Origin of the sequence: Halomonas sp. MS1, from assembly GCF_024182575.1 — a bacterium.
Lineage (GTDB): Bacteria > Pseudomonadota > Gammaproteobacteria > Pseudomonadales > Halomonadaceae > Vreelandella.
Window position 1 is genome coordinate 1,238,362 of sequence record NZ_CP098926.1, and the last position, 24,653, is coordinate 1,263,014.

Annotated in this window: 21 protein-coding genes; 5 read left to right on the forward strand and 16 right to left on the reverse strand. The window is 49.7% G+C overall.

Annotated elements, in window-relative coordinates; all coding sequences use genetic code 11:
- Positions 1-35: 35 nt before the first annotated feature.
- A complete protein-coding gene (locus NF683_RS05485) occupies positions 36-1,565 on the reverse strand; it encodes a 3-hydroxyacyl-CoA dehydrogenase (protein ID WP_253921495.1) in 1,530 nt (509 codons plus the stop codon).
- Positions 1,565-2,356, reverse strand: a complete 792-nt coding sequence (locus tag NF683_RS05490; protein ID WP_089040411.1) for an enoyl-CoA hydratase — start codon at positions 2,354-2,356, stop codon at positions 1,565-1,567. The genes NF683_RS05485 and NF683_RS05490 overlap by 1 nt, the downstream gene beginning before the upstream one ends.
- Before the next feature lie 279 nt (positions 2,357-2,635).
- Between NF683_RS05490 and NF683_RS05495 the strand changes: the two genes are divergently transcribed.
- The 3 genes from NF683_RS05495 to NF683_RS05505 all read left to right on the forward strand — a co-directional run bounded on the left by NF683_RS05495 (position 2,636) and on the right by NF683_RS05505 (position 5,473).
- The gene (locus NF683_RS05495) at positions 2,636-3,457 is read left to right on the forward strand and encodes an IclR family transcriptional regulator (RefSeq protein WP_253921496.1); all 822 of its coding nucleotides are present in this window, start codon (positions 2,636-2,638) and stop codon (positions 3,455-3,457) included.
- Between the two features lie 46 nt (positions 3,458-3,503).
- Positions 3,504-4,655 carry an acyl-CoA dehydrogenase family protein gene (locus NF683_RS05500; RefSeq protein ID WP_089040410.1) on the forward strand — a complete coding sequence of 384 codons (1,152 nt, stop codon included), beginning with the start codon at positions 3,504-3,506 and terminating at the stop codon, positions 4,653-4,655.
- 104 nt (positions 4,656-4,759) lie between these two features.
- Positions 4,760-5,473: an SDR family NAD(P)-dependent oxidoreductase gene (locus NF683_RS05505; protein WP_125752555.1), complete on the forward strand. Its 714-nt coding sequence runs from the start codon at positions 4,760-4,762 to the stop codon at positions 5,471-5,473.
- A gap of 9 nt (positions 5,474-5,482) precedes the next feature.
- On the opposite strand, the gene NF683_RS05510 is transcribed toward NF683_RS05505, so the two are convergent.
- The 14 genes from NF683_RS05510 to pxpA form a co-directional block, all read right to left on the reverse strand.
- Positions 5,483-6,889 carry a hypothetical protein gene (locus tag NF683_RS05510; RefSeq protein ID WP_253921497.1) on the reverse strand — a complete coding sequence of 469 codons (1,407 nt, stop codon included), beginning with the start codon at positions 6,887-6,889 and terminating at the stop codon, positions 5,483-5,485.
- 124 nt (positions 6,890-7,013) lie between these two features.
- Complete coding sequence (locus NF683_RS05515; protein ID WP_089040408.1) at positions 7,014-8,522, reverse strand: tripartite tricarboxylate transporter permease; 1,509 nt, start codon at positions 8,520-8,522, stop codon at positions 7,014-7,016.
- Positions 8,523-8,553: 31 nt separating this feature from the next.
- Positions 8,554-9,054 (reverse strand): tripartite tricarboxylate transporter TctB family protein, encoded by a 501-nt coding sequence (locus tag NF683_RS05520; RefSeq protein WP_089040407.1) that lies wholly within the window; start codon positions 9,052-9,054, stop codon positions 8,554-8,556.
- Between the two features lie 104 nt (positions 9,055-9,158).
- Positions 9,159-10,148 carry a Bug family tripartite tricarboxylate transporter substrate binding protein gene (locus NF683_RS05525; protein WP_253921498.1) on the reverse strand — a complete coding sequence of 330 codons (990 nt, stop codon included), beginning with the start codon at positions 10,146-10,148 and terminating at the stop codon, positions 9,159-9,161.
- Between the two features lie 495 nt (positions 10,149-10,643).
- Positions 10,644-10,928: a cupin domain-containing protein gene (locus tag NF683_RS05530; RefSeq protein WP_253921499.1), complete on the reverse strand. Its 285-nt coding sequence runs from the start codon at positions 10,926-10,928 to the stop codon at positions 10,644-10,646.
- A 65-nt stretch (positions 10,929-10,993) separates the two neighbouring features.
- Complete coding sequence (locus NF683_RS05535; RefSeq protein WP_253921500.1) at positions 10,994-11,962, reverse strand: AraC family transcriptional regulator; 969 nt, start codon at positions 11,960-11,962, stop codon at positions 10,994-10,996.
- Positions 11,963-12,069: 107 nt separating this feature from the next.
- Positions 12,070-14,043 carry a hydantoinase B/oxoprolinase family protein gene (locus NF683_RS05540; RefSeq protein WP_253921501.1) on the reverse strand — a complete coding sequence of 658 codons (1,974 nt, stop codon included), beginning with the start codon at positions 14,041-14,043 and terminating at the stop codon, positions 12,070-12,072.
- A complete protein-coding gene (locus tag NF683_RS05545; protein WP_253921502.1) occupies positions 14,040-16,085 on the reverse strand; it encodes a hydantoinase/oxoprolinase family protein in 2,046 nt (681 codons plus the stop codon). The genes NF683_RS05540 and NF683_RS05545 overlap by 4 nt, the downstream gene beginning before the upstream one ends.
- A 262-nt stretch (positions 16,086-16,347) precedes the next feature.
- A complete protein-coding gene (locus NF683_RS05550; protein ID WP_253921503.1) occupies positions 16,348-17,697 on the reverse strand; it encodes a purine-cytosine permease family protein in 1,350 nt (449 codons plus the stop codon).
- A 245-nt stretch (positions 17,698-17,942) separates the two neighbouring features.
- Positions 17,943-18,914 carry a 5-oxoprolinase subunit C family protein gene (locus NF683_RS05555; RefSeq protein ID WP_095603541.1) on the reverse strand — a complete coding sequence of 324 codons (972 nt, stop codon included), beginning with the start codon at positions 18,912-18,914 and terminating at the stop codon, positions 17,943-17,945.
- The gene (locus tag NF683_RS05560; protein ID WP_253921504.1) at positions 18,904-19,800 is read right to left on the reverse strand and encodes a 5-oxoprolinase subunit B family protein; all 897 of its coding nucleotides are present in this window, start codon (positions 19,798-19,800) and stop codon (positions 18,904-18,906) included. Before NF683_RS05560 ends, NF683_RS05555 begins: the two co-directional genes overlap by 11 nt.
- The gene (locus NF683_RS05565; RefSeq protein ID WP_253921505.1) at positions 19,793-21,193 is read right to left on the reverse strand and encodes an acetyl-CoA carboxylase biotin carboxylase subunit; all 1,401 of its coding nucleotides are present in this window, start codon (positions 21,191-21,193) and stop codon (positions 19,793-19,795) included. The genes NF683_RS05560 and NF683_RS05565 overlap by 8 nt, the downstream gene beginning before the upstream one ends.
- A complete protein-coding gene (locus NF683_RS05570) occupies positions 21,190-21,438 on the reverse strand; it encodes an acetyl-CoA carboxylase (protein ID WP_120386141.1) in 249 nt (82 codons plus the stop codon). Before NF683_RS05570 ends, NF683_RS05565 begins: the two co-directional genes overlap by 4 nt.
- Before the next feature lie 78 nt (positions 21,439-21,516).
- Complete coding sequence (gene pxpA / locus NF683_RS05575) at positions 21,517-22,275, reverse strand: 5-oxoprolinase subunit PxpA (protein ID WP_253921506.1); 759 nt, start codon at positions 22,273-22,275, stop codon at positions 21,517-21,519.
- Between the two features lie 111 nt (positions 22,276-22,386).
- On the opposite strand from pxpA, the gene NF683_RS05580 reads away from it, so the two are divergent.
- Positions 22,387-23,289: a LysR substrate-binding domain-containing protein gene (locus NF683_RS05580; RefSeq protein WP_253921507.1), complete on the forward strand. Its 903-nt coding sequence runs from the start codon at positions 22,387-22,389 to the stop codon at positions 23,287-23,289.
- A gap of 386 nt (positions 23,290-23,675) precedes the next feature.
- On the forward strand, positions 23,676-24,653 hold the full coding sequence (locus tag NF683_RS05585; protein ID WP_253921508.1) for a TRAP transporter substrate-binding protein: 978 nt from the start codon (positions 23,676-23,678) through the stop codon (positions 24,651-24,653).

Genomic DNA, 24,653 nt, shown 5'->3' on the forward strand with positions numbered 1-24,653 from the left:
CCACCTCGTTTCAACTAACATAATCAACCTCAACATCACCGAACACTCGGTGCTTCATGTAACAGTGATACGCCAAGCGTTGCGCGACGCCGCAGCCACGGGCTTGGCCTATAGCGTGGATCCCCCGTTAAGGCATTGATGCGCTCAAGAATGGCAAGCAACCTCTTCGGGCCTAACGCATCTCCCCATGCCAACGGTCCATAGGGATAATTAAGTCCCAATCTAACGGCATTATCGATATCGGTAGGCGTGGCAATCCCACGCTGAGCAATATCACAGGCTAGATTAACCACTGCGGCCAGCACACGTTGAGAGACAAACCCCACGCTGTCACGAATCACGGTCACTGCGGTTCCATCAGAGGCCAATAATGCGTGAGCAGCGTCGCACATCTGCTGTAGCGTGACGGGTGTCATCATCAGTGTGCGATGCCGCTCCAGCCCCATAAATGCGTCGAGGCAGAGTGTGCGTTCAGGGTCGACACCGAAATACGCACTCGCACTCACCGCATCATCACCAAAGGGGAGTAGTAAGCAGAGCGCTTCTTCCGATGGTGAATCTGTCCTTTCCACTCGCCCGCCAAGCGACACCAGCAGTGACACGACCTGCTCACGTAGGTCGATGTCCTCGCATCCCACCCAGAACGGCGGGAAATCACTGATCGTAGGCACTGGCTGTGGCGCCAGCGCGGCGACTTTTTGTCCACCTTCATAGCGATAAAAGCCCACCCCCGTCTTGCGGCCCAGGCGATTCCCTTTCAGCATTTGCCGGGATATATAAGAAGGCCTATAACGCGGGTCGTGATAGAACTGCGTGAAAATCGACTCCATTGCAGGATGCGAAACATCGAGGCCAGTCAAATCAAAAAGTTCGAGTGGCCCCATTCGGAAACCAGCCTCCTCGCGAAGAATCCGGTCGATATCGTCAACCGGCGCCACCTGCTCTTCTAAAATCTTCAGGCCTTCCGTGCTGTAGGCACGTCCAGCATGATTGACAATAAAGCCAGGGGAGTCCTGGGCACGCACACCTGCATGTCCAAGTTGGCTTGCCAGCTCCAGCAGTGTATTAACGACAGCTTCATCGGTATTGACTCCCCCGATCACCTCGACGACCTTCATCAGCGGAACAGGATTGAAGAAGTGGAAACCAGCCATCCGACCAGGATAAGTTAGCTCCGCAGCAATAGCGGTGACCGACAGTGAAGAGGTATTGGTAGCGAGGATACAATCTCGCGAAACGATCGCTTCGAGGTCGCCAAATAAGCGTTGCTTGATTCCCAGATCCTCGATGATTGCCTCAATAACCACATCGCAATCCGCAAAAGACTTCATCGATTCGGCGATGGTAAGAAGCGACAAAGCGGCTCCAGCAGACTCCCGCGATACTTTGCCCTTGCTAACCAATTTATCGAACGTTCCTTGCAAACCATCACGTGCAGCACGGGCTGCCCCATCGCGGCTATCAAACAGCACGACCTCCAGCCCTGCCTGCGCAGCGATCTGGGCTATTCCAGCCCCCATCACTCCTGTGCCGACAATCCCCAGCCGGTTCACTTTTCTCGCCATTAGGGTTCTCCTCGGTAGCTCGGTTTGCGCTTCTCGATAAAGGCAGCAGCCCCCTCTTTCTGATCCACAGTGTCAAAAAGCAGCTGAAAAGCTTTACGTTCGAGAACCAAAGCGCTCTCTAAGGGCAGATCAGCCCCCATGAGCACCGTTTCTTTGATGTGCTCTAGCGCTAGAGCAGGCAAATGCGCGATTTCTTGTGCCAGTACTGTGGCGCGTTCCAGTGTCCGATCATCACTCACCACTTCGCTAACCAGTCCCATGGCCAACGCCTCTGCCGCTGATACCATGCAGCCGGTCATCAGCATGCGCATGGCCTGAAATTTCCCCACTGCTCGTACTAGCCGTTGTGTCCCACCTGCGCCAGGCATTAGACCCAGCTTGACCTCTGGCTGCCCAAACCGTGCCGACTCCCCCGCGATGATGATGTCGCAGTGCATGGCAAGCTCACAGCCACCTCCCAGAGCAAACCCATTAACTGCGGCGATCACTGGCTTAGGACAGCGTGCCACCGGCTCCCAGAAACGCTCATTGTGGCGTAGATGCATTTCGGTCGGAGAGGCTTCAGCAAACTCCTTTACATCAGCACCTGCAACAAACACCTGCTCGCCCCCGGTCAGTACAATGACTCTCACCTCATCCTGCCGAGTTAGAGACGAAAAAAGCTCGGCTAACTGGCACCTCACCGTTCCATTGAGAGCATTCTTGGCATGCGGCCGATCAATACGAACCACCGCCACCCCATCATCAAGCGAGGCAAGATAGACCTCGGAAGAGCTCTGTTTGTTTATCATGCAAAATTTCGCCACCAATAATGTCCGCATTACGGACAAATGTTTTGATAAGAGATAAAACTTACACAGCTTTTGGAATAACTGTCAATCTGTCGAAAAACAACCATAATAAAAATACATATTTATCAAATATTTATATTCAATACGTAATTTCTAAAACGCTCTATATTGCAACATAAAAATGTCCGCTTTGCGGACATTAAGACTGCATGATTGACATTTATCGACAGCAAGCTGCAAAATCAATCTGTCCAAAAACCTCGAACGAGGCAGAAATCGGTGAAGACAACAGACAATCAGGGCGATTTTCAGATCGTAATAGACCCGATGAATGCGGCGGGCGAGCAGGAGAAGGACCGGCAGTTTGTAACTGCGTTGGCGAGAGGGCTTGAACTACTACGCTGCTTCACTCCAAGCGAGAGTGCCCTAAGCAACCTCGATCTGGCTAGGAAGTCGGGGCTACCACGCCCCACTGTTAGTCGGCTCACGCATACTCTCGCCCGGCTGGGCTATCTGCGCCCTCTATCACGAGGGAAGTATCAATTGGATGTGGGCGTTATGGCCTTTGGCTATTCCATGCTATCCAACCTGCCGATTCGTGCGATTGCCCAACCTTTGATGGTAAATCTCGCCGACGAAGTCGGTGCGACAGTGGCCATGTCTGCCCGAGATCGCCTAGACATGGTTTATCTAGATGTGGTTCAGAGTTCTCTACGTTCCACCATCCGTCGCCAAACTGGTACGCGTCTTCCCCTTCACCAAAGCTCGGCGGGACGTGCCTATTTGGCTGCTCTACCTCCACAAGAGGCAGACACGCTAATGGACCACCTGCGGGAGTCTTATCCCGGCGACTGGCCTGTTATTCGCAAAGCACTAGAACGTGCTTTTCGAGACTACACCGATTATGGCTACTGTTTGTCGATTGGAGAATGGCAACGAAAAGTGAATGCCGTTGCGGTGCCCCTCCATCACCCGCAGTTGGGAATTCTGTCGTTCAACTGTGGTGGCCCTGAGTTCCAGATATCACGGGAAAAGCTGGAAGAGTCTATCGGGCCCCAATTAGTCCAGTTGGTCAACGATATAAAGACCCAGATCTCGTAAAACCCACGACTCCAACGATCTACTTACCTTACATTAAGAGGCACACATGATTCGTGACCAGGAAACCATGCAGCTCCTGCTCGACTCCATACGTAGCTTTGTTAAAGAAGCGTTAATTCCGCGTGAGGAAGAAATAGCTGAAAGCGATGAAATCCCCGATGACATTGCCTCACAGATGCGTGATATGGGTCTCTTTGGGCTCACTATTCCCGAAGAATATGGTGGTCTTGGTGTGACCATGGAGGAAGAAGTCAATATTGCTTTCGAGCTGGGTAGGACATCTCCCGCCTTCCGCTCCTTCATCGGTACTAACAACGGCATCGGTTCAATCGGCATCCTGCTAGACGGCACCCACGAGCAGAAAGCTAACTACTTGCCCCGATTGGCCAGCGGCGAGATTCTGAGTGCATTCTGCCTAACGGAGCCCGACTCCGGTTCTGACGCCGCCTCGCTGCGCACTACCGCTATAAAAGATGGCGACGACTACTTGATTAACGGTACCAAACGCTACATCACCAACGCCCCGCATGCCGGTATTTTTACCGTAATGGCACGCACTAATCTGGAGATCAAAGGCGCCAAGAGCATTAGCGCCTTTATCGTTGAAGCCGACACCCCCGGCATTACCATTGGTAAACGCGATAAGAAGATGGGCCAAAAAGGCGCCCACACCGCTGATGTAATCTTCGATAATGTACGCGTACCGGTCAGCGCACTGATTGGCGAACAAGAAGGCGTCGGATTTAAGACCGCCATGAAAGTTTTGGATAAGGGACGCCTGCATATTGCCGCCATTGCCGTAGGGGCCGCTGAGCGTGTTCTAGATGACTCCCTACGCTTTGCAATGGAACGCCAACAATTTGGCAAGCCTATTGCCGAATTCCAGCTTATCCAGGGCATGCTGGCCGACTCCAAGGCCGAGATTTATGCCGCTCGCTGCATGGTTCTAGATGCTGCACGCAAGCGTGATGAGGGCCAGAACGTTAGCACCGAGGCCTCCTGCGCAAAGATGTTCGCTACCGAAATGTGCAGCAGGGTCGCCGACCGCGGTGTGCAAATTCATGGCGGCGCTGGCTATATAAGCGAATACGCCGTTGAGCGGTTCTATCGCGATGTACGCCTATTCAGGCTCTATGAAGGCACCACCCAAATCCAACAGGTAATCATCTCGCGCAACATGATTCGCGACGCTCAATAGCGGGTGTTTGCTGATGACCGTAGGCCTCCCCGTTGCCGTCAGGTCATTCATCCCCCTCGTCCGCTATTCTGCCCTACGCGCCTTTAACTAGAAGGATGTAACCCATGCCACAACCCTTTGCTATCGTCACCGGCGGCGCCCGCAACATCGGCCAAGCCATTGCGTTGCGCTTGCAACAAGATGGCTATCGCACCATTGTCCTCGACATTGAGGCGCCAGAGGCAGAATCATTAAAGGCCGATGCACACCTAGTCGACCTGAGTGATATTGATGCGACCCGCCAAGTGCTCGAAAAAATCGCTGACGCCCACCCGGTGACGTGTCTTGTCAATAATGTTGGCATAGTGCGTCCTGCGCTTCTCGACGATACCCGTATTGAGGACTTCGATTCTTTGATGCACCTCAACGTGCGCTCCGCGTTGGTATGTACCCAGTCTCTTCTTCCCTATATGCGGCAGCATGGCCAGGGACGTATTGTTATGAATGCCAGCCGCGTGGTGCTCGGCAAAGAGGCCCGCACCCTTTATAGCGCGACGAAAGGAGCATTACAGTCGATGGCCCGCACCTGGGCCCTAGAACTAGCCGCTGATGGCATTACGGTTAACTGTGTGGCACCAGGACCTATTGCCACGACAGCGTTCTGGGAGAACAACCCACCCGACTCAGAGCGTGCGCGCCGTATCATTGAGAACATCCCTGTCCAGCGTATGGGGCAACCTGATGATGTTGCTCAAGCAGTTAGTTTCTTCTGCGACCCACGCAGCAGTTTCATCACGGGACAAACATTATTCGTTTGCGGTGGTGTCACGGTAGGGTGAAGCAATAACTCAGCTTGCTAATCGAAAAAGTACGGCGGCCATCATCAACGAGGCCGCCAGAAATGCTCCGTTCCAGCGCAGGCCAATTTGGCCCGCCGTTATACCGGTGAAGCGCGACATAATCATCATTGCCGCCGTGAACGGCGACGACACCATCGTCAATGACCACCCTACCAGCATCGCCGCCGCCAACAACGGCAATGACACCCCCTCTAGCCCTACCTGGGCGACCATGCTGGTTAAGAAGGTCACGCTGATAATGGGATTGACGCCTATCTGGGCAAGCACCACGATCAGTAAGAGCGCGAGTGCTGGCAACCAATTGCCAGCAGCGATAAGGAGTGATGCCACCCCATCCAGCTGGGCCGGATTAAGCAGCGCCACGCTGAGATATCCAAGATAAGCACCTGAACCCAGCGCGACGACCTCATTACCAATCCCACCCAGCACATCAGGCAGACGGCGGGAGAGCAAAGCAGTGGCTGACCACACGCCAGCATACCCAATATCACGGCACTGCCAAGCCAACCATACCCAGGCTCCCAGAGGCACACCGATCACGACAGCCTGAGGCAATCGCAGCGATAGCATGGTGGCAAGTGCAAAAACAAGCAGGACTAGAGCCAACAGCAGCAGGCTAAAAGCTACTAGCGGTATCAATGAAGGCCTCTCGTTCCCTGCTGCGCTGGCGCTCGGACGAGGACCAGCAATCTGATCACAAGCCCACCCCAGCAGAAATAGCGCGACTGCCGATGCCAGCACATAAGGAAAGAGCTGACCCCAGGTCAGCGGTTCCAGGTTACCCAAAACCACCGCAACACCGATACCTAACGGGGAAACCAGAGGAGCCAAGGTAAAGCCGCGCAAGGTTGCCAAGAGCATGCGTCGGCGACGCACCTCCTGCAGCCACACTCGCCCCTGTGCCGAACCGAGCGTATTAGCCTTATCGATCATCGACATGAACAAGTTCAACACGCCAAAGTTGAGCACGATACCGAATAAGGTAGACCCCAACGAGAGCATCGGATAACGCCATGTGGGAGGCTGCAACAGTAGGCTCTGTCCACAGCGACGAATGAGTCTCGACCGATAAGCTGGCAAGCGCAGCACTGCAAGTGCCGCCATGAACGCTGCCAGAAAGACAAAGCCATTAGCCGCCTCATAAAGCACTATCCAAGGAGAAGGAAGTCGCCACAGTGCAAAAAATGACACTGCAACACAGGCCAACGCAAGCATACGAGCCATCGAGCTAAAACGGGTCCAACCTAGCACTAGAAAACCTGCCAGTAGTAGTTGAGCCACGCTTGCGGCCCACGTTGCACCACTCAATAAATGCACCACAGTTAGCACTGCCACACCCGCTAGCAAACGGCTAGACCATACGTTTGCAACTGGCATCTTTATGCTGGAACTCATGGTTGGCTCCACCTCACTAGTAAAAAAAAGCCGGCACCCTACGGTGGCCGGCTCGATTTCCTTGCGCCTTAAGCCCACTTCGCGGGCTTAAGGCAAAACACCACTTAGCGTAAGGTCGACAGCATCACGCCCCCGCCCCAGGCTCACTCGCACTCTGTTTCGCTTTTTGCCGCGAGGTAATAAAACGATAAAGGGCCAGCAATATGGAGCCTAAGGTTAGAGCGATGAAGAACCAGGTGATCGGACCACGTACGAAAATCGACAGATCGTTGGAACCGATTAACAGCGAGCGACGCAGGTTATCCTCGAACATAGGCCCTAAAATGAAGCCTATTAGGAAGGGGGCAGCCGGGATACCGGTACGATTAAACACATAACCCAGAACCCCAAAAGCCAACATCAACCACACATCGAAAGTATCATTATTGACCGCATAAGCCCCATATACGCAGAACATCAACACAATCGGAAAAAGAATCGATTTAGGAATATCTGCGATCAGGGAGAAGTAACGGATTGCTGCATTCCCCACAAATAACAAGATCACGGAACTGAGCATGATACCGAGGAAAAGTGCATAGATGAGCGGCAGGTTTTCCTGAAACAGCAGTGGGCCCGGGGTCAACCCATGGACCATGAAGGCTCCCAGGATAATAGCGGTGATCACATCACCGGGAATTCCTAATGACAGCAGTGGGATCAGCGTGGCTCCAGCGACACCGTTGTTACCTGCTTCGGAAGCAGCGACCCCTTCTACTTCTCCCTTTCCAAAACGCTCTGGGTGGGGTGAACGACGCTTGGCATCACTGTACGAGATGAAAGCCGCTGCAGTTGCCCCAGTGCCTGGGATAGCGCCGATAATGACACCGATCAAACTACCTCGAACGATGCTTTTGAGGCTGCCCTTGAGCTCGCTGAAAGACACACCAGCACCACTCGCCTTGGCACGGAGGTGAGGTATCACCTTTTTGCGATAAAATTCGATAATTTCAGGTATCGCAAACAGACCGATCAATAGCGGAATGAACGAGATACTGTCCATCAAGTTGTAGTTGCCAAAGGTCAAACGCTGCGAACCAAACACTGAATCGAGCCCTACCAATGAAAGCAGGATACCCAAAAGAGCCGCAATCAACCCTTTGATCATTGAGCCACTGGCAAGCGAGATGATAATAGTCAAAGAAAAACAGATCAGCCAAAAGAACTCTGGTGCACCGAAGTTAAGTGCAATCTTGGCTAAATAAGCAGCAAAAAAGATCAATGCAATATTAGAAATGAAATCCGCAATCACCGACGAATAGAGCGCCATCTTAAGCGCTTTTTTCGCTTCTCCTTGCTGCGCCATCGGATAGCCATCTAGTAACGTACAGGCTGAAGCTGGCGAACCCGGCGTACGAATCAAAATAGCGGTGATTGAGCCGCCATACATACCACCCTTATAAATACCCACCAATAACAGTATGGCCGCGACCGGCTCCATAGAAAAAGTAAACGGTAGTGCCAAGGCCACCGCCATCGTGGCAGTAAGACCCGGGATAGAGCCGACAGTAACGCCAACCACCACCCCTACAGCTATTGCCACAAAGTTCTCTGTGGCCAGAAACAGCTGTAGTACTTCTGTAATGTTTTCCATAAATCACCAGACCTTAAAGGTGGCAGTGAGCTCAGAACGGCCACATCGGCAGCGGTACGTTCATAATCCCCGTAAACAGTAGCGTCACGCCCGTTGGGAAAACGATAGCTAGACCGTAAACCCACCAAGTACGCACCGGGTGGGCGATAAAAAGTATCAAGGTGGCGAGGATGCCACTGATTACCGCGCCTAACATCTCAAACAGGCCAGCGTAGACAACCAGAGATAATGCCATCAGCGCAAAGCGCAATAACGGACCACGCTCAAAACGACGCCCGCTATCTTCGGCATCGTCAGCAATTAGCACACCTTGAATAATCATCAGTACCGAGAACACCAGCAGCAACCAGCCCACAATGTTCGGCAACCAGCGCGGCGACATCATCGGATTCTGCATGATGGGAGGTTGACCAATGTAATTGGGAACCAGATAGAAAAGCAGCAGCAGGGAGAAGCCCAGCAGCATAACCCCGGCGACTACATCCCACGGATCCTTGATCAGCGTGCCACCGGTAGATTGAAACTTCGTCATCGGGGTACTCTCTCGACGTAAAGACGTAAAAAAGCTCTACAAGGAAACCAATTGAGGCGAGGGTCGTAACCCTCGCCTCGCCATGCTAGGTACTAGCCAATCACTTACTCTTGACGAATACCGGCTTCAGTCGCCACTTCGTCCCAGCGAGCAACTTCATCAGCGATGAAGGCTTTGAACTCATCACCAGCGATAGTGCCTTTCTCTGCACCCAGCTGCTCGACAAAGCTAGTGAACTCCTCGCGCTCCATCACATCTTGCAACGCTTTTTGCATGGCAACTGTCGCTTCTTCGGGGAAAGAGTGATGGGCAATCAGGCCAAACCAAGCGGTAGTGACAAACTGGTCGAGGTTATACTCACCAATTTCCTTGAGGGTTGGCACATCTGGTAGGAATTCAGAACGCTCAGCTGAAGTAACCGCCAGCGCTCTCAAATCGCCGGATTGAATATGCGAGAACACCGTCGGCATGTTCTCGAAAGAGACATCGACATCACCTCCCAGTAAGGCTGGTAGGGCTGCACCACTGCCAGCAAAAGGTACTGCAGTCATATTGGTTTCAGTCAGCGTCTTAAACAGCTCACCAGACATGTGGATAGAACTACCCACACCACTGTGACTAAAGGTCATATTCTGTTCTTTCGCTGCCTCAACAAACTCAAGCACGCTGTTGTATGGGCTGTCAGCCGGTACCACCATCACGTTAGGAATATCAATCATATTCTGAATGAATACGAAGTCCTCGACCGGATCGTAGGTGAGACCAGGATAAATAGCAGCGCCAATGGTATGCCCAGGTGACGCCATTAATATGGTGTGATCGATATCACGACCACCGCGAGCCAAACGGCCAGTAGCAACAGTAGAGCCAGCCCCTGGGCGGTTTTCTACCACCACATTGGTATCGAGTTCTTCCTGTAGCAAGTCGGCCACACGACGCGATAACACATCAGTAGTGCCACCAGGCGCATAGGGAACCACCAAGCGTACATCATCAGTGGGCCAATCCTGTGCTTGAGCAGTGGACACAGAGAGAGATAGTGCGACGGCACCACCGCAGGTAGCAGTGCAAAGAGCGTTTAGAATTTTTTTCATAGTGGACTCTTCATGGGTTAGAGTACTTATATTTTAAGTTCGCAAAGCGAACAACTATTCGCATTTTATTCCCATAGATTACTGCTATCGAACTCATACCAGAAACCCCGACTTTAGTTTATACCATGCCCAAAATGTGACTCGCTGCTCAAAAATGGCGAGACTGATGGAATGAGGTCTATCTCATGGAGGGAGCTAAATAGGGCTTTTCAAGCCTTATCGATAGCAATAGTAACTGGCTTACGGACAACCATTCTGACGGCATAGCTCCTTAATGGTCATTCCGCTTTACGTCTCCCAAGAAACCCATGATCTTTTTTCGCAGAAACGCTTCTCCCTACGGCGTCTCAGCCAGTGCGGGTCTGGGGCAGCAAGTTCGCAATGCATTAACCCCGAGGGACACGGTTTTCCTTTCAAGAGGGGAACAACGCGTTTGATAAGCCTAAAAGCGAAGGAAAACGCCTCAAGCCTTTAGCTTACTTGAGGCTGCCTGCGTTACTTCAGCTCAACTTCAACAAAAGAAAAAGCGTTCTCGCCAATATTGATGACATTATGTTCGGTGCCTTCTACACGGTTGTAGCATACACCTGCTTGTAGCATCACTTCACGGTTACCTTCTGGCGTTTCGAGTAGCATCTTGCCGTCGTGAATTGGCACAATCACATAATCATGATCGTGACGATGCCAGCCGGTTTCTGCTCCAGGAGGGAAGTCCCAACGGGTGACAATTACCTGATCGTTATCTATTTGCTGATGACTGCTTGCTTGTGGTCTGGTCATAACATTGCCTCGCACTAATTTAAGTTTAATTTTTTGGAAGGGGGGGGGGGGAGCTCTTAGAATACCTAAACTATCTGGAACCGAAGCTCACTGGCCGAGTAGCCATAATGCTGTTTAAAGGCTCGGCAGAATTGAGCCTGATCGGAAAACCCCCAGCGATAAGCAATCTCACCGATATTAATACCAGTGGGCGTAGTTTCCAGATCTCGATGTGCTGCTTCAAGGCGCTGCACCTTTACCCATTCACGTACGGTATAGCCTGAACCGGAAAATAGTTTGTGCAGATAACGTAATGAAATGCCGCTGTAGTGGGCGATACGAGCAGGTGTCAAATCAGGGTCACCAAGGTTGGCAGAAATATAGCGCTCGATACGCATAAGATGTGCGGTTTTGAGGTGCGACTGATCACTATTAAGAACACGCTCATCCTGCTCTAAGACGAGTGTTAGCATATTTAACGCCTGCTCAAACAAGCGGTTCTGGTCATTGATACTGCATTCATCGACCCTTTGAGAGCAGATCATCAAGAATTCTACAAAAGCACAGCCAATGCCTTTTTCTGCTGAAAAACAGTGCTGCGAATATCGTTCTGGCCTGCGAATTCTGTGTGTCATCGATTGACTAGGGACTTTGAACACCCACATATCATTCGGTAATTCATAGCCAAAGCGGTAAGGGGCATCACCCTGTTCAACAATAAAATGACCTGGCGGGCAATTCAGGCTACGGCCGTGTTGAGTGAAAAAAACATGGGTACGCAGTGGAATTGTGACCAGAAAAGAAGCGTGGTCATCTTGTGCTATTTGCGACTGGCAGCGTGAGTACTCTGCTTGGTAAGAACACAGTCTCGATAGTGAAAAATCACTGCCTTCCGCCTTCCATACTTTCAAAGATCCTTGAAAGCGTGCTTCCGGGTTCCCGTAATTTAGAGTCAGTGGGAAATACGTTTGTGAAACCAACTTGGTCCAGCGTTCCTGCGAGCTGGACAGTAACATGGCACTAGAATGGCTTTTATCGATGCTGGCATTATTCATTTTATTCGCCTCATCATCGAGTCGTTAGAGCCCCACCAAAATTTGCGGCGGGGCTACGAGTCGTTGGCCTCAATGGCTTTTGTTAATGGCGATGAAAATACCCTGGATCATGCCCAATGGTCCGATGAACGCCTGCGCAGTGACTCACGGTATTGCTGGGTTGATTTTTCAAGCAATTCGCCAGTTCCCCAATCAAGCACCACCCCATAACGACGAATCACATCCAGTACATCTAAATCACCATCACGGTATTGGCGAGCCACTTGTTCAGGCGGTGACTGCAACCATTGATGGCGCTCTTTACGAATCATATCCCGCACTTTAGAAGTGCCTTCAGTATCTATCGCATAATCATCAATATCTGCATCGTTTACGGTAATCACAACCCCATAATCTAGCTCAGCCCGAGCCACTGAGACGTAGCCATCAATAACGTCTTCAAGTACCTCTTCCGGCAAACGTTTTAGCGGGTCCCCAAAGCCTCCACCACCTGCAGAGGGTCGTGTAAACGTATCGCCTGAATGCACTGGCACATTGGAGAATGTTGCGCCCAGATATTTTTCATCTGGAGTGCCTTTATTAATCCACACGCCGTGTGGAACGGAAGGTAGGCCGCCATTAAGCCCCCAAGTTACCGAGCGACCACGGTCACAGCAATAGCTCATTACTGTCTTGTCGACTTTGGTAAGCACTCCTCCTTTCTGCACCCCACATCCACCACGAAAACGCCCTGGGCCACCTGAGTCCATGCTGATTTCATGACACATCGTCAACACTGGGTTAAGACGTTCCTGACCTTCTACAGGCTGCACAGCGAGACCTGTACCAAAAACAGGGGATGTTGCCGAAGACCCATCCTTCGTTTGGCGGCCTCCCCAGCCTCCCGCCATCCAGTCATACCACATAAAGTAGTTAGTTGACTCTGTTCGTCCATCATTACCGCCAATCAACAAATACTCTAAATTGAAGGCACAGGCCATGGCCCGTTCCGGCATGATACCGCTCCATAATTCGAAGACACCATTCATGATTTTTTCGTAGGGGCCCGAGCAAAAGCCAGTCACTGCATGCGGCCAGCCTGCATTAACCACACTACCCTCTTCACCAATGTTTGCTGTCACAGCACGATAAAAGCCTGAGTTTAGCGGTACATCTGGAAAGAATGTCTTAGTGCCCGCGTAAATGGCTGAGTGGGTTGTGCCATAACCAGAATTTAGAAAGGTGGAGACGGCTGGTGCCGAGCCCGATAGGTCATAGTGGATGCCGTTACCATCTAGTTTCAGCTTAATACAAATAGGAACCATGCCTTCTCCCTGTGCAGGATCGACATCAATATAATCTACTGTTTCCCATTCGCCCTTAGGCATGTCTGCCAAGCTTTTCAATACGATACGTTCGACGTAGTCCTGTGTCTCCTGCATGGCTTCGATAACTGTTTCTTTGGAATATTTCTCAACTAGGCGCAGGATTTCTCGTTCGCACACGGCAGTAGCCTCCGCTTGCGCATGCAAGTCGCCCAGTGCCTGACTCGGAGCCCGCGTATTGGAAACCAGCAACTGAGCAACATCATGTAAGAAGGTTCCTTGACGCCAGACCCGTATCGGAGTAATCCGCAGCCCTTCACTAAAGTGAGTACTAGCATTGACATCAAAAGATCCAGGAACATTGCCTCCAATATCCGCCCAATGCCCTTTATTTTGGGCGAAACCGATAATCTCATCAGCGACGAAAATCGGCCGGATGAAGCTAACATCATTAAGATGAGTACCTCCACGGTAGGGGTCATTAATGGCAAATACGTCACCAGGCTTAATATCATCGGCAAACTCTTCTAATACTGCTTTACATTGAAAGTGAAGAGTGCCCACGTGCACGGCGATATCACCACTGCCCTGCATAACGGTATTACCTTTGGCGTCACACAGCGCAGAAGAAAAATCACGGGAATAAATCACAAACGAATAACAGGTACGCAGGATCTGCTCACTCATGAGATCAACGCTTGTAGCAAACGCATTTTTCAGCACTTCAAACGTAACCGGATCTAGGGTGCCTACGTTAATTTTGTTGGGCATGTTCATGCGCGCTCTCCTGTTTCGATGATCTGAATCCGGATGTTTTTCCACTCATCAATTAACGCCGTCGTGTTAGGGGGAACGACAGTTGTAGAATCCAACTGATCAATAATCGCTGGGCCTGCCAGTTCAAAACCGGGTGGAAGTGTTTCACGTTGATAAATGGGGGTGGCGTGCCACTGGCCATCAAAGAACACATCCCTTTGGGCATGCGGTTCTACCGTTGCACCGACAATCTTTTCAAAGGGTGTGAACGACGGCTTAGGAGTTTTACCAATAGCACGAAGATGCAACTGATAGATTTCGACCGGCTGTGTATCCTGGCGGAATGAGAACTGGCGTTCATGCTCCTGATGAAAGGTTTCCATCGCATCTTTTAGTGAGTGGGCGCTGTTATTCATCGGCACTTGCAGTGAACGCCATTGCCCCTGGTAGCGCATTGAAATCCCTCGCTGAAGCACGACATCTTCATCCGCAACGTTTTCATGGCGCAGGCGATCGGCTGCCTCCTTCTCCAGGTCACAGAACTGATGCTCAAGATCATTAGTATCAGCGCTATCAGCGGATGCGGTATACATCATCGACAGATCATGCTGGATATCCACTAGCAAGCAGCCCATGGCTGATGTAACCCCCGGATTGGGCGGTATGATCACTGCAGGGATACCAAGCTCTCTGGCAACTTCAGCGCCATGCAATGCACCTGCTCCTCCAAAAGCAATCAGGGCAAAATCACGCGGATCGAGACCACGGCGAATGGAAACTAAGCGAACAGCATCCGCCATGTTGGCATTCGCTACCTTTAGGATAGCTTGGGCAGCCTCGGCTGTTTCTAGCGCTAGCGGTTGGCCGATTTTATCTTTGATCGCGTCAATAGCTTTATCTCGGTTAAGCTCTAGTGCTCCACCGGCCAAGCTAGTACCCAGGCGATTTAATGCTATGTTGGCATCAGTATTAGTAGGCTCCATGCCACCACGCTCGTAGCAAGCTGGACCTGGATCCGCGCCAGCTGATTGGGGCCCATTGCGTAAAGCACCAGCAATATCGATATGGGCTAGCGAGCCGCCACCAGCACCAATGGTCAACACCTCGATGCTAGGAAATACAATTGGGTGACCGTACTCCACACCCCACTGTTTGGTTACCCGCAGTTCACCATCATGGATTAGGGAAATATCTGTTGATGTCCCGCCCATATCCAAGCCGACTGCATTTTGGTAGCCACACTGTTCAGCGATATGCTTAGCTGCAATGGCACCGGCTGCAATGCCAGATGCTGCCAGGCGTACAGGAAAATGTTTGGCCATCGCTGGTGTCATCGATCCGCCACCAGAGTGTAAAAGCAGTAAATCATTGACGTAGCCACCAGCGGTCAACTCATCATCCAACTGCTTAACATAATCGGATACCAGCGGCCCTAGTACCGTATTGGCTACTGCAGTATTAAAGCGATCATGCTCAAAAATTTCGGGCAGTATCTCTGAAGACGTGGATACATTGGCGCCGGGAATCTCTTCTTCGAGAATCTGACGCATGCGCTGCTCATTATGTGCATTGGCATAGGAGTTCATAAAACATACAGCGATCGTTGTGGTGCCTCGTCGCTTAAGTTTACGTGCCAGCTCTCTCGCCTCCTGCTCATTCAGCGGGGTGACAATTTCACCGGCATAATCAACGCGCTCAGTGACCTCAAAGCGATCACGCCGCCGAATATAGGGGCCACTTACATCCGCATAAGCATCCCAGAGGTTATCTTTAGTACCATCGCGGATTTCGATAACATCACGGAAGCCTTTGGTCGTCACCAAAGATGCCTTTGGGAAGCGTCGTGTAATCAATGCATTCGTAGCGACAGTCGTTCCATGAAAGAACAGGTCTACATCAGCCAGTTCGATTTCACCTCGCCTAACCCCATTGATCACTGCCTGCATGGGATTATTTGGCGTAGAGGGTACTTTAGTGACACGGAACTCTTGAGTGGACGAGTTATAAATACACACGTCAGTGAAAGTTCCACCTGCGTCAACGGCAACTCTTATATCAGGCATATCGACTCCTTATAATTGTTTTACTCATGTTTTTCGCTTGAGGAAAGAAGAAAATATATATTTATATTTTCATGCCAACAAAAACACCACCTAAAATCAAGAACCCTCATTAATAACCAGTAAAAAAACGTATTAACAAGCCATTAAAAAAAGTCTTAAAAAAACGTGGACAGAGCTGCTCTAAAAGTTAGCAACTTGCTCTCAACTGCCCACGCAAAGCTCTATTCAAACTATAAAATAATTACTTATTAATTTGGTGCTACTATTTAAGACTAGCAACATACCACTCTTCTCTTGCAAACTTTAGACCAAGACTATAAGCAACATAGGCAAAAGCAAAAGTGGCTGGAGCAGAGAAGCCAGCGATAGCAGGAATATTCATTATCACAATGCCCGTCAATGTGGCGCCACACCAGGCCAGCAAACCACAAGGATTAAAGGCAGGTATATAGGCGTTATCTAATTCGACATGACCATTGAAACGATCCTGATAGGTTTTGGATAAGATATGCGCTAATGCGACGCCCACCCAAGCAACCACAAAGACCCCTTGATATGCCAACGCCTGGAGGATGTACGAAAATACATCTGCCATCATCAATACATAAGCAATGACACCAATAGCGCACCCAGCAGCCACTTTTGACATCTGAATGCCTGTTACTTTGCGGATAAAGGATTCAAAATTGACGGTTGCAAGATAGAAGTTGGCCGTATTGATACGACTCTGTGTCACCCAAACCAGCAACAAACCACCAAATCCCATCAACTCCAGTAACCCTAGTACGATTGATGCTTCGGAAAGACCGTCCGTAGGTATCATAGAGTCTAATAAAATGCCTACCACCCCACTAAATAGGAAGGTCATAGCGTAGAAAGGAATACCAAAAGTGATATGAGTGTGAAAGCCGGAGTCTTCAGTACGTCCAAACCGCGCATAGTCAAAGGTAAACATCATTAATACCCAGACACCCATATAGTAGGCAAAGGTATGTAACCACCCCAAGCTTGGGGCGCCACTGTCTGGTACACGCGTCAGCCAACCAGTGGGATAACCAAACTCAGCGATCGCCATGCCAACCGCAATCAACATTCCTACTACATAGACCGGCAATAGCACACCATTAAACTTATCGAGCCAGTGCTGCACACTTCCAAATATCAATGCAACCCCAAAAAACACCACGATTGCAGTAGCTACAGCCATGGGAAGAGTGCCGCTCCATTCAGAGAGCACCAGGGCCATAACGTAACCTTCAAAAACGGCGTAATAGAGAGCTGTTGCAAAGAATATTAAAGTTGCAACTACAGCACCAAAATGGCCAAATAAAATTTTTGAAAACAAAGCAACTGTTAACCCTGTTTTCATTGAGTAGCGACTGATTACACCATTAATAACGCCATAGGCAATCACCGTCAGCACAATACCGATCAGTGCGTTAGTAGTGCCATAACTACGGGCCATGGCCGCTGCCACCACCATATAAAAAATGGCGCTACAAACTGCCCACCAAGCCATCATTAAATTTAATTTAGGCATCCTACCTTCGAGTGGAACCGGCCGTTCTGAGAAGTCGAGATCAGATGAATTATTTTGATTTTTATTACTCATTTCACTTTCCTTTATATTGTTTCGTTTATTTTAGAAACAACAGTTCAGCAACAACTTCTCTGTAATTTAAAGAGAAATGTTATTGAGTAGTGAACCGCTATTATGGGGGTAGTTTTTATTGTCCCGTGAGAAAGCGCTGATGCACCTAAACAATAGCTTCTACAACCGATAAGTGTTTGGCCTGCGGTGTACTGTCAATTAACCTGACGTGCACCGCAGGCTTCTCTGGGAACAAATCGCCGTCGTTAAGGCATCTGTCTCAATTGATCCAAAGCTTTTTGATAGTGGGCTCGCGCTGCTAACGCCTCTTCAAGCGTGACTTTTAAGAAGCGTACTTTCTGATGAGGTTGAATTTGTCCTACAGTGTCCATATCGGCACTAATCACGGTGCCGATCATGGCGTAGCCACCACCCGATACGGCATCTCGGTGCAAAATAATAGGCTCACTGCCACTAGGTATCTGAATAGAACCAATCGGATAACAGGCATCGACAATATTGGAAGGATCATCGCCCGCACCAAAGGGTGGCTCACGCTCAATAAAAGAAAGTGGGGTACCTCCTTTCATTCGGTAACCAATTCGATCAGCTTCAGATGCTACCGTCCAGTCTTCTGCATAAAATCGTGCTTCACTCGCAGGTATCAGACGGTGCGCGTAAAGGCCCGGCACTACTCGCAACTTATATTGCTTAGAAAACTCAGGTATTAATGATGCAGGCAAGCGACGCCCAAGTGTTGCCTGCCCACATAATGGCATCAGTGCCAAGATATCACCGGCCTGCAAAGTCCGTCCCTGCATTCCACCCAGCGAACCAAGCGCATAGGTACTGCGGCTACCCAACCGCTCAGGCACCTCAATTCCACCCTCGATAGCAAGATAAAGCCGCGCACCTGCTTTGACGAAATCAAAGCTAAGCGTCGCCCCGGCTGGCACCTCAAACACTTCGTTTAGTGGTTGAGCCTCCCCATTAACGCGAGGAATCATCTCAGCACCACAGGCTGCCACTTTGCGTGTCTCGTCAAAACGCAACTCTGGCCCCATTAGCGCGCATTCAATGACAGCAGCGCCTTCATGATTTCCCAGCAAAAGGTTTGCCGCTATTAATGACCGCTGATCCATACCGCCAGAAGGAGGAATTCCCAGGTGATAATAACCCTCCCTGCCTTTATCTTGAATCGACGATGCTAGGCCCGGCTTGATGACTTCAATGCTCATACAATACCTCCTTAACATGACGTGCATAGCCATCCGGATCTTGATTAAAGGCGTCCAGATCAAAGGTGAACGGAGAAATTCTTGGTTTGAACTCTCTTTTTTCAGCAGCTATCAACAGAGCGTCATATTCATCTCGGTTAACGGCACGATGCTTAACGATGTCGCCAGGGCGGAAGTAAATCATAGAGCCATCGATATGCGGTTGCTCGCCCGTAGGGTCATAAATAGGCATCGGTGTTACACCAAACATCTGATAGCCACCCGCCCCACGTACGGAATAAATCACGCTAAAACAACCACCAATACCTACTGTTTGTTTCGGTGTATCTGTTCGAGGACGTAGATATTTCGGCACTTGAATCTGACGCTCACGTGGCACCATTTGATACATGAACGGTAATCCCGCGACAAAGCCCACCATGGAAACAAACCAGGGCGTTGCACTATGCGCGTCAATAAGTGCATCTACCGTGTCGTATCCATTAATACGCGCTGCGTATTCCAGATCGGTAGCAGACGGGTCTTGATGGTGCTCACGAAAACGCAACAAAGTTTCATGGGTCCAAGGATCGTTATAAAGTACAGGCACTTCAATCACACGGGTTTCCAGGGTACGCGACTCCTGGCTGGCCACCTCTTGCTCTAAAGCTACCAATCTATGCTGAAGCTCATTGGCGGATATTTCATCTGGGTTATAGCGCACCTGATAGGATGCGTTAGCGGGACAAATTTCAATAATTCCAGCCAGAGCAATATCACGGAGACGCTGGGTAATCGAAATGGAACGGAAGAACGCCTCCAAAGTCATTTCTTCACTTAACTCAACGAACAAAAATTCGTCGCCCGCCTGGCTATAGCGGGTTGTGGCAGTCATCTCATTACTCATTGATGACCTCCTTTGAATTGGCTTTGTTTGAATTGATAACACTCGAAGTGGGCTCAGTAAGCCAGTGTTCTAGAAATGCAGTATCATATGCGCCCGCCTTAACAGCAGAGTCTTCAATCAGGCGACGGTGTAGACCAGCGGTAGTTGTAAAGCCTTGCAACTGAAACTCATCCAGCGCACGTCCAGCTCGGGTTAACGCAAGCTCACGATTCTCATCCCACACGATCAGTTTGGCGACCAGCGAGTCATAAAAAGGCGGCATCTTATAGCCTTCATACAGACCGCTATCGATGCGCACGCCAGGCCCAGTAGGCCACACAAGCTTTTCTACCGTGCCTAGTGAAGGGAAAAAATCACGATCAGGATCTTCGGCATTAATCCTCATCTCTACTGCCCAGCCGTTCAAAGTGATGTCACTCTGAACAATCTCGAGAGGCTGGCCTGCGGCTAATTTGATCATTGCCCTGACTAGGTCGAAGCCAGTAACCATTTCTGTCACTGGATGCTCAACCTGAATCCGTGTATTCATTTCAATAAAGAAGAACTCACCGGTCTTGTCATCGAATAGATACTCCAGTGTGCCTGCTCCTAGATAGCCAACGTGCTCAGCCAGCGCCACAGCGGACTCGCACAGACGCTGGCGTGTTTCTGCATCAATGGCTGGTGAAGGAGCTTCTTCAAACACCTTCTGGCGACGGCGTTGAAGCGAGCACTCACGCTCAAAAAAATGCACCGCACGCTTACCATCACCCAGCACCTGTACCTCTATATGCCTAGCGCGCTCAATAAAACGCTCTAAATAAACACGCCCATCGCCAAACGCCGCTTGGGCTTCGGCCTGTGCTTGAGGTAACTGTTTGGCCAGCATGTCACTATTTTCGGCTACACGAATACCACGACCACCCCCACCAGCTGCGGCCTTTATCAACAGCGGGTAGCCTACGGTCTTGGCAACTTCTAGTGCTTCTTCAAGCCCTTCTACAGCGTGTGGAGAGCCTGGTACCACAGGCACACCTGCTTTAGTCGCGGTCTGGCGAGCCACGGCCTTATCCCCCATACGAGCGATAATATCGGCATCTGGACCAATAAAAATCAGGCCTGACTCTTTTACTGTACGGGCGAAGCTGGCGCTTTCGGAAAGAAAGCCATAGCCAGGATGAATAGCATCCGCTTGGCATTTCCGAGCAGCTTCCATGACATTAGGAATATTAAGATAGCTCTTCGCTGCCTGGGGTGGTCCTATGCAAATCGCTTCATCAGCCTGCTGGACAGCTAACGTATCCGCATCCACCTCGCTATGAGCAACAATGCTAGTTAGACCGAGCTCCCGCGCTGCCCGTACGATTCTCAGAGCTATTTCACCACGATTAACGATTAGGAGGCGGCGTATCATTCTCTAACCTCCAGCGTGGCTATTACGTCACCAGCTTCCAGAACAGCTTCATTCTCGGCACTAAAGCTTGCCAATGTGCCGGATATTTCAGCCTTAAGTTCAACGAATTGTTTCATTACTTCAATTAAACCTATCACATCGCCAACTTGAACCATTTGGCCTTCTTCAACATAAACGGGGTCATCTGGAGCAGATTTACGGTAAAAAACACCAGGAAAGGGAGCTTGGATCTGTTGTGTTGTCATTATCTTTCTCCTGTAAATTAGAGTTGTTGCTATCTACAGCAATGCCATCTCTAAGCATTACCTACAAACCGCATAGCTTCAGGGAGCAGCAACCTTGATACCTGCTTTATCCAATGTGTTACGTACGGCCTTAACCAGTGCTAGCGCACCTGGAGTATCGCTATGGATACATACGGATTGGAAAGTAACCGGTACTATCTTGCCGCTTACAGACTCCACCCTGCCTTGCTCACAGGCACGCAACACTTTCTGCGCTACTTTTTCTGGATCAAGGCGTTGCACCTTGCGGACAAAAACAATACTGCCCTCATCGTTATAATCACGATCAGCGTAGAACTCATTAACTCTGGGTAAGCCAAGTGCCTTGGCTGCCTTATCAAAAGCAGAGCCTGCCAAACAATATATCGGCAGTTCAGGTGCTACTTTGGCTAGGGCCGAACACAACTGCTCTGCAAAATCGGCATCTTTAGCTGCATGCATGAACAGGGCGCCATGCAATTTAAAATGGTGCATCTTGATGCCTTCAAGGCAAGCTAGCTCACGCAGTGCGCCTAACTGATATATGGCATCGTTAACCAGCTCTACAGCAGGTGCAGCAATTGCTCGACGGCCAAAACCTACCAAGTCATCAAACCCCGGGTGAACCCCCACACCAACGCCATACTGCGATGCCAAACGCAGAGTATGCTGCATCGTCGTCGGGTCACCGGCATGAAATCCTGCAGCAATATTGGCAGAACTGATCAAAGGCATGATGTCGGCATCCACACCGTCACCAATCGACCAAGCACCAAAGCTTTCGCCCATATCAGCATTCAAATCAATCGTTTTTGTCATTGGGTCTCTCCTTGGTTACTACGTTTATTAATGACAGTTACGAAGAGACATTGGTAATATTAATTTTTGTAGAGTGATATCAAAAAAAACGAACGCTCAAGGTGGCCCGTTATGGCACGTGATCTGTCACTACGAAAACTACGTTACTTCATGGCAGTAGCAAAAAGTGGGCGTGTGACTCAGGCGGCAGTTGACCTGAATGTGTCTCAGTCTTCGATCACTACAGGGGTTAAAGAGATTGAAGAGCAAATAGGCGTAGCGCTATTCAGACGGACTAGTCGCGGTATGACATTAACGAGAGAAGGCACGCGTTTTTTACAGCGAGTTAATTATGCATTTCAGGCACTTGATGATGCTTTTGAAGGCCTAACAGATACTCGGCCGACCCTGAAAGGCACATTGAGACTGGCTATGACATATACGGTAGCTGGCTATTTTATGCCTCCATTGCTGGCGCAATTTCAGCGCCGCTACCCCTGGGTTAAAGTTGAATTACATGAAGTGTCTCGCCCTGACATTGAACAGGGCCTAGCCTCAGGCGAATTCGATCTGGCCATCGTGCTGACTTCAAACATTGAGCACCATCAATGGTTGGAAAAAATGACACTCACACAATCTAGGCGTCGACTATGGGTTAATGGACAGCATGAGCTGCTAAAGCGAGAAAGCATCACCCTAAAGGACATTGCTCATTACCCCTATATCATGCTGACCGTAGACGAAGCCGATCAAACAGCTCTGAAATACTGGAAACCCGAGGGCATCACGCCCAATATTTTATTTCGCACTTCTTCAGTAGAGGCGGTCCGCAGCATGGTGGCTAATGGAACCGGAGTAACCATTCTTTCGGACATGGTCTATCGCCCATGGTCACTGGATGGTAAACGCATCGAACATATTGAGTTAAGCAATCCCATTCCACCTATGGAGCTTGGTCTGTCATGGCCTCGTAACCGTCCACTTAGCCCAGCTGCCAAAGCTTTTTGCGACTTAGCCCAAGGGTTTTCAATATAAAAGTATTGAGAGCCCCTATACGGCTCAACTAACTGCTATAAGGTACGAGAGTATATTTTTTCAAACGTACACTATCAAAAGCCACAAAAAATACAAAGCAAATCAATAGGCATTTTAATAACTACCAATTATTTAAATAAAACCATTAACCAGAAATAATTTTTTATACTAGAACCCTAAAAACTATCTCTCTATGAAACATTAGAAAAACCCCTCACCTTTGTCACCAACCAGCACCCTCAATAAAAAATCATGAAAATCGTCATATAAAACACGTAAATATTAAAAATAAGAATTATAAAATTGCTACAGCGTTTTTATCCGACGAGTCTATTACCTGTGCGATTGATTTTAAAACACCAAAATTAATGACAACAGGTATCACAATGAAACCAACCCCTCTTGCGCTCTTCAGCCTTATCGGAATAAGTGCTTTTTGCAGCAATGTTCAAGCATTGGATATCAAGCTTGGTCATGTCTTGGCACCAACTCATAACTGGCATGTCTCTGCGGAAGGTTTTGCTCATGACGTACGAGAAGCTACCGATCAGCGTGTAAATTTTCAGGTTTTTCCTAGCGGCCAGCTTGGCAATGAAACCCGAATGGTAGAGGGCATGCAAATTGGCAGTATGGATGCCGGAGTTATTGGGTGCGGATCCTTTCAATCCTTAGAACCCAAGTTTGGAATCGTTGAGCTGCCTTACTCTTGGGAGAACCGAGAAGCAGCCTACGCAGCTTATGATGGTGAACTAGGCAGTATCCTCGAAGAACTAGCGGAAAATAAGAATATTAAAATTCTCAGTTGGTGGGAGAATGGTTTCCGTCACGTTACTAACAACCGCGGGCCAGTTGAGTCTCCGAACGATCTAGAAGGTCTAAAAATCAGGGTCACTCCTGACAGGATGCGTCTAAATACTTTTGAAGCACTCGGTGCAAACCCCGCCCCACTTTCCTTTGGTGAACTCTACTCGGCATTACAGCAAGGCGTCTTCGACGCTCAGGAAAACCCCCTTTCCATTATTCACTCCTCTTCTTTTTACGAAGTTCAAGATTACATCTCTTTAACGGGCCATGTTTGGGCTCCTGCTTGCTTAACAATTGCTGACCTTACTTGGAACAAGATCAATGCGGATGATCAGGCAGTTATCCAATCGCTAGCAGACGAGTGGCGCGATAAGCAGCGTGCTATGACCCAAGAGGATGATAAAAACATGCTCGAAATGCTGGCTGCAGAAGGTATGCAGATAAATGAAGTCGACACGGCGGCCTTCAACGAGCGGATTCAAGGAGTATGGAACGAGTATTCCGATGTGTTCGGTGAGGAATTGATGGAGACCGTCAGACAGTACCGAACGGCTGAATGA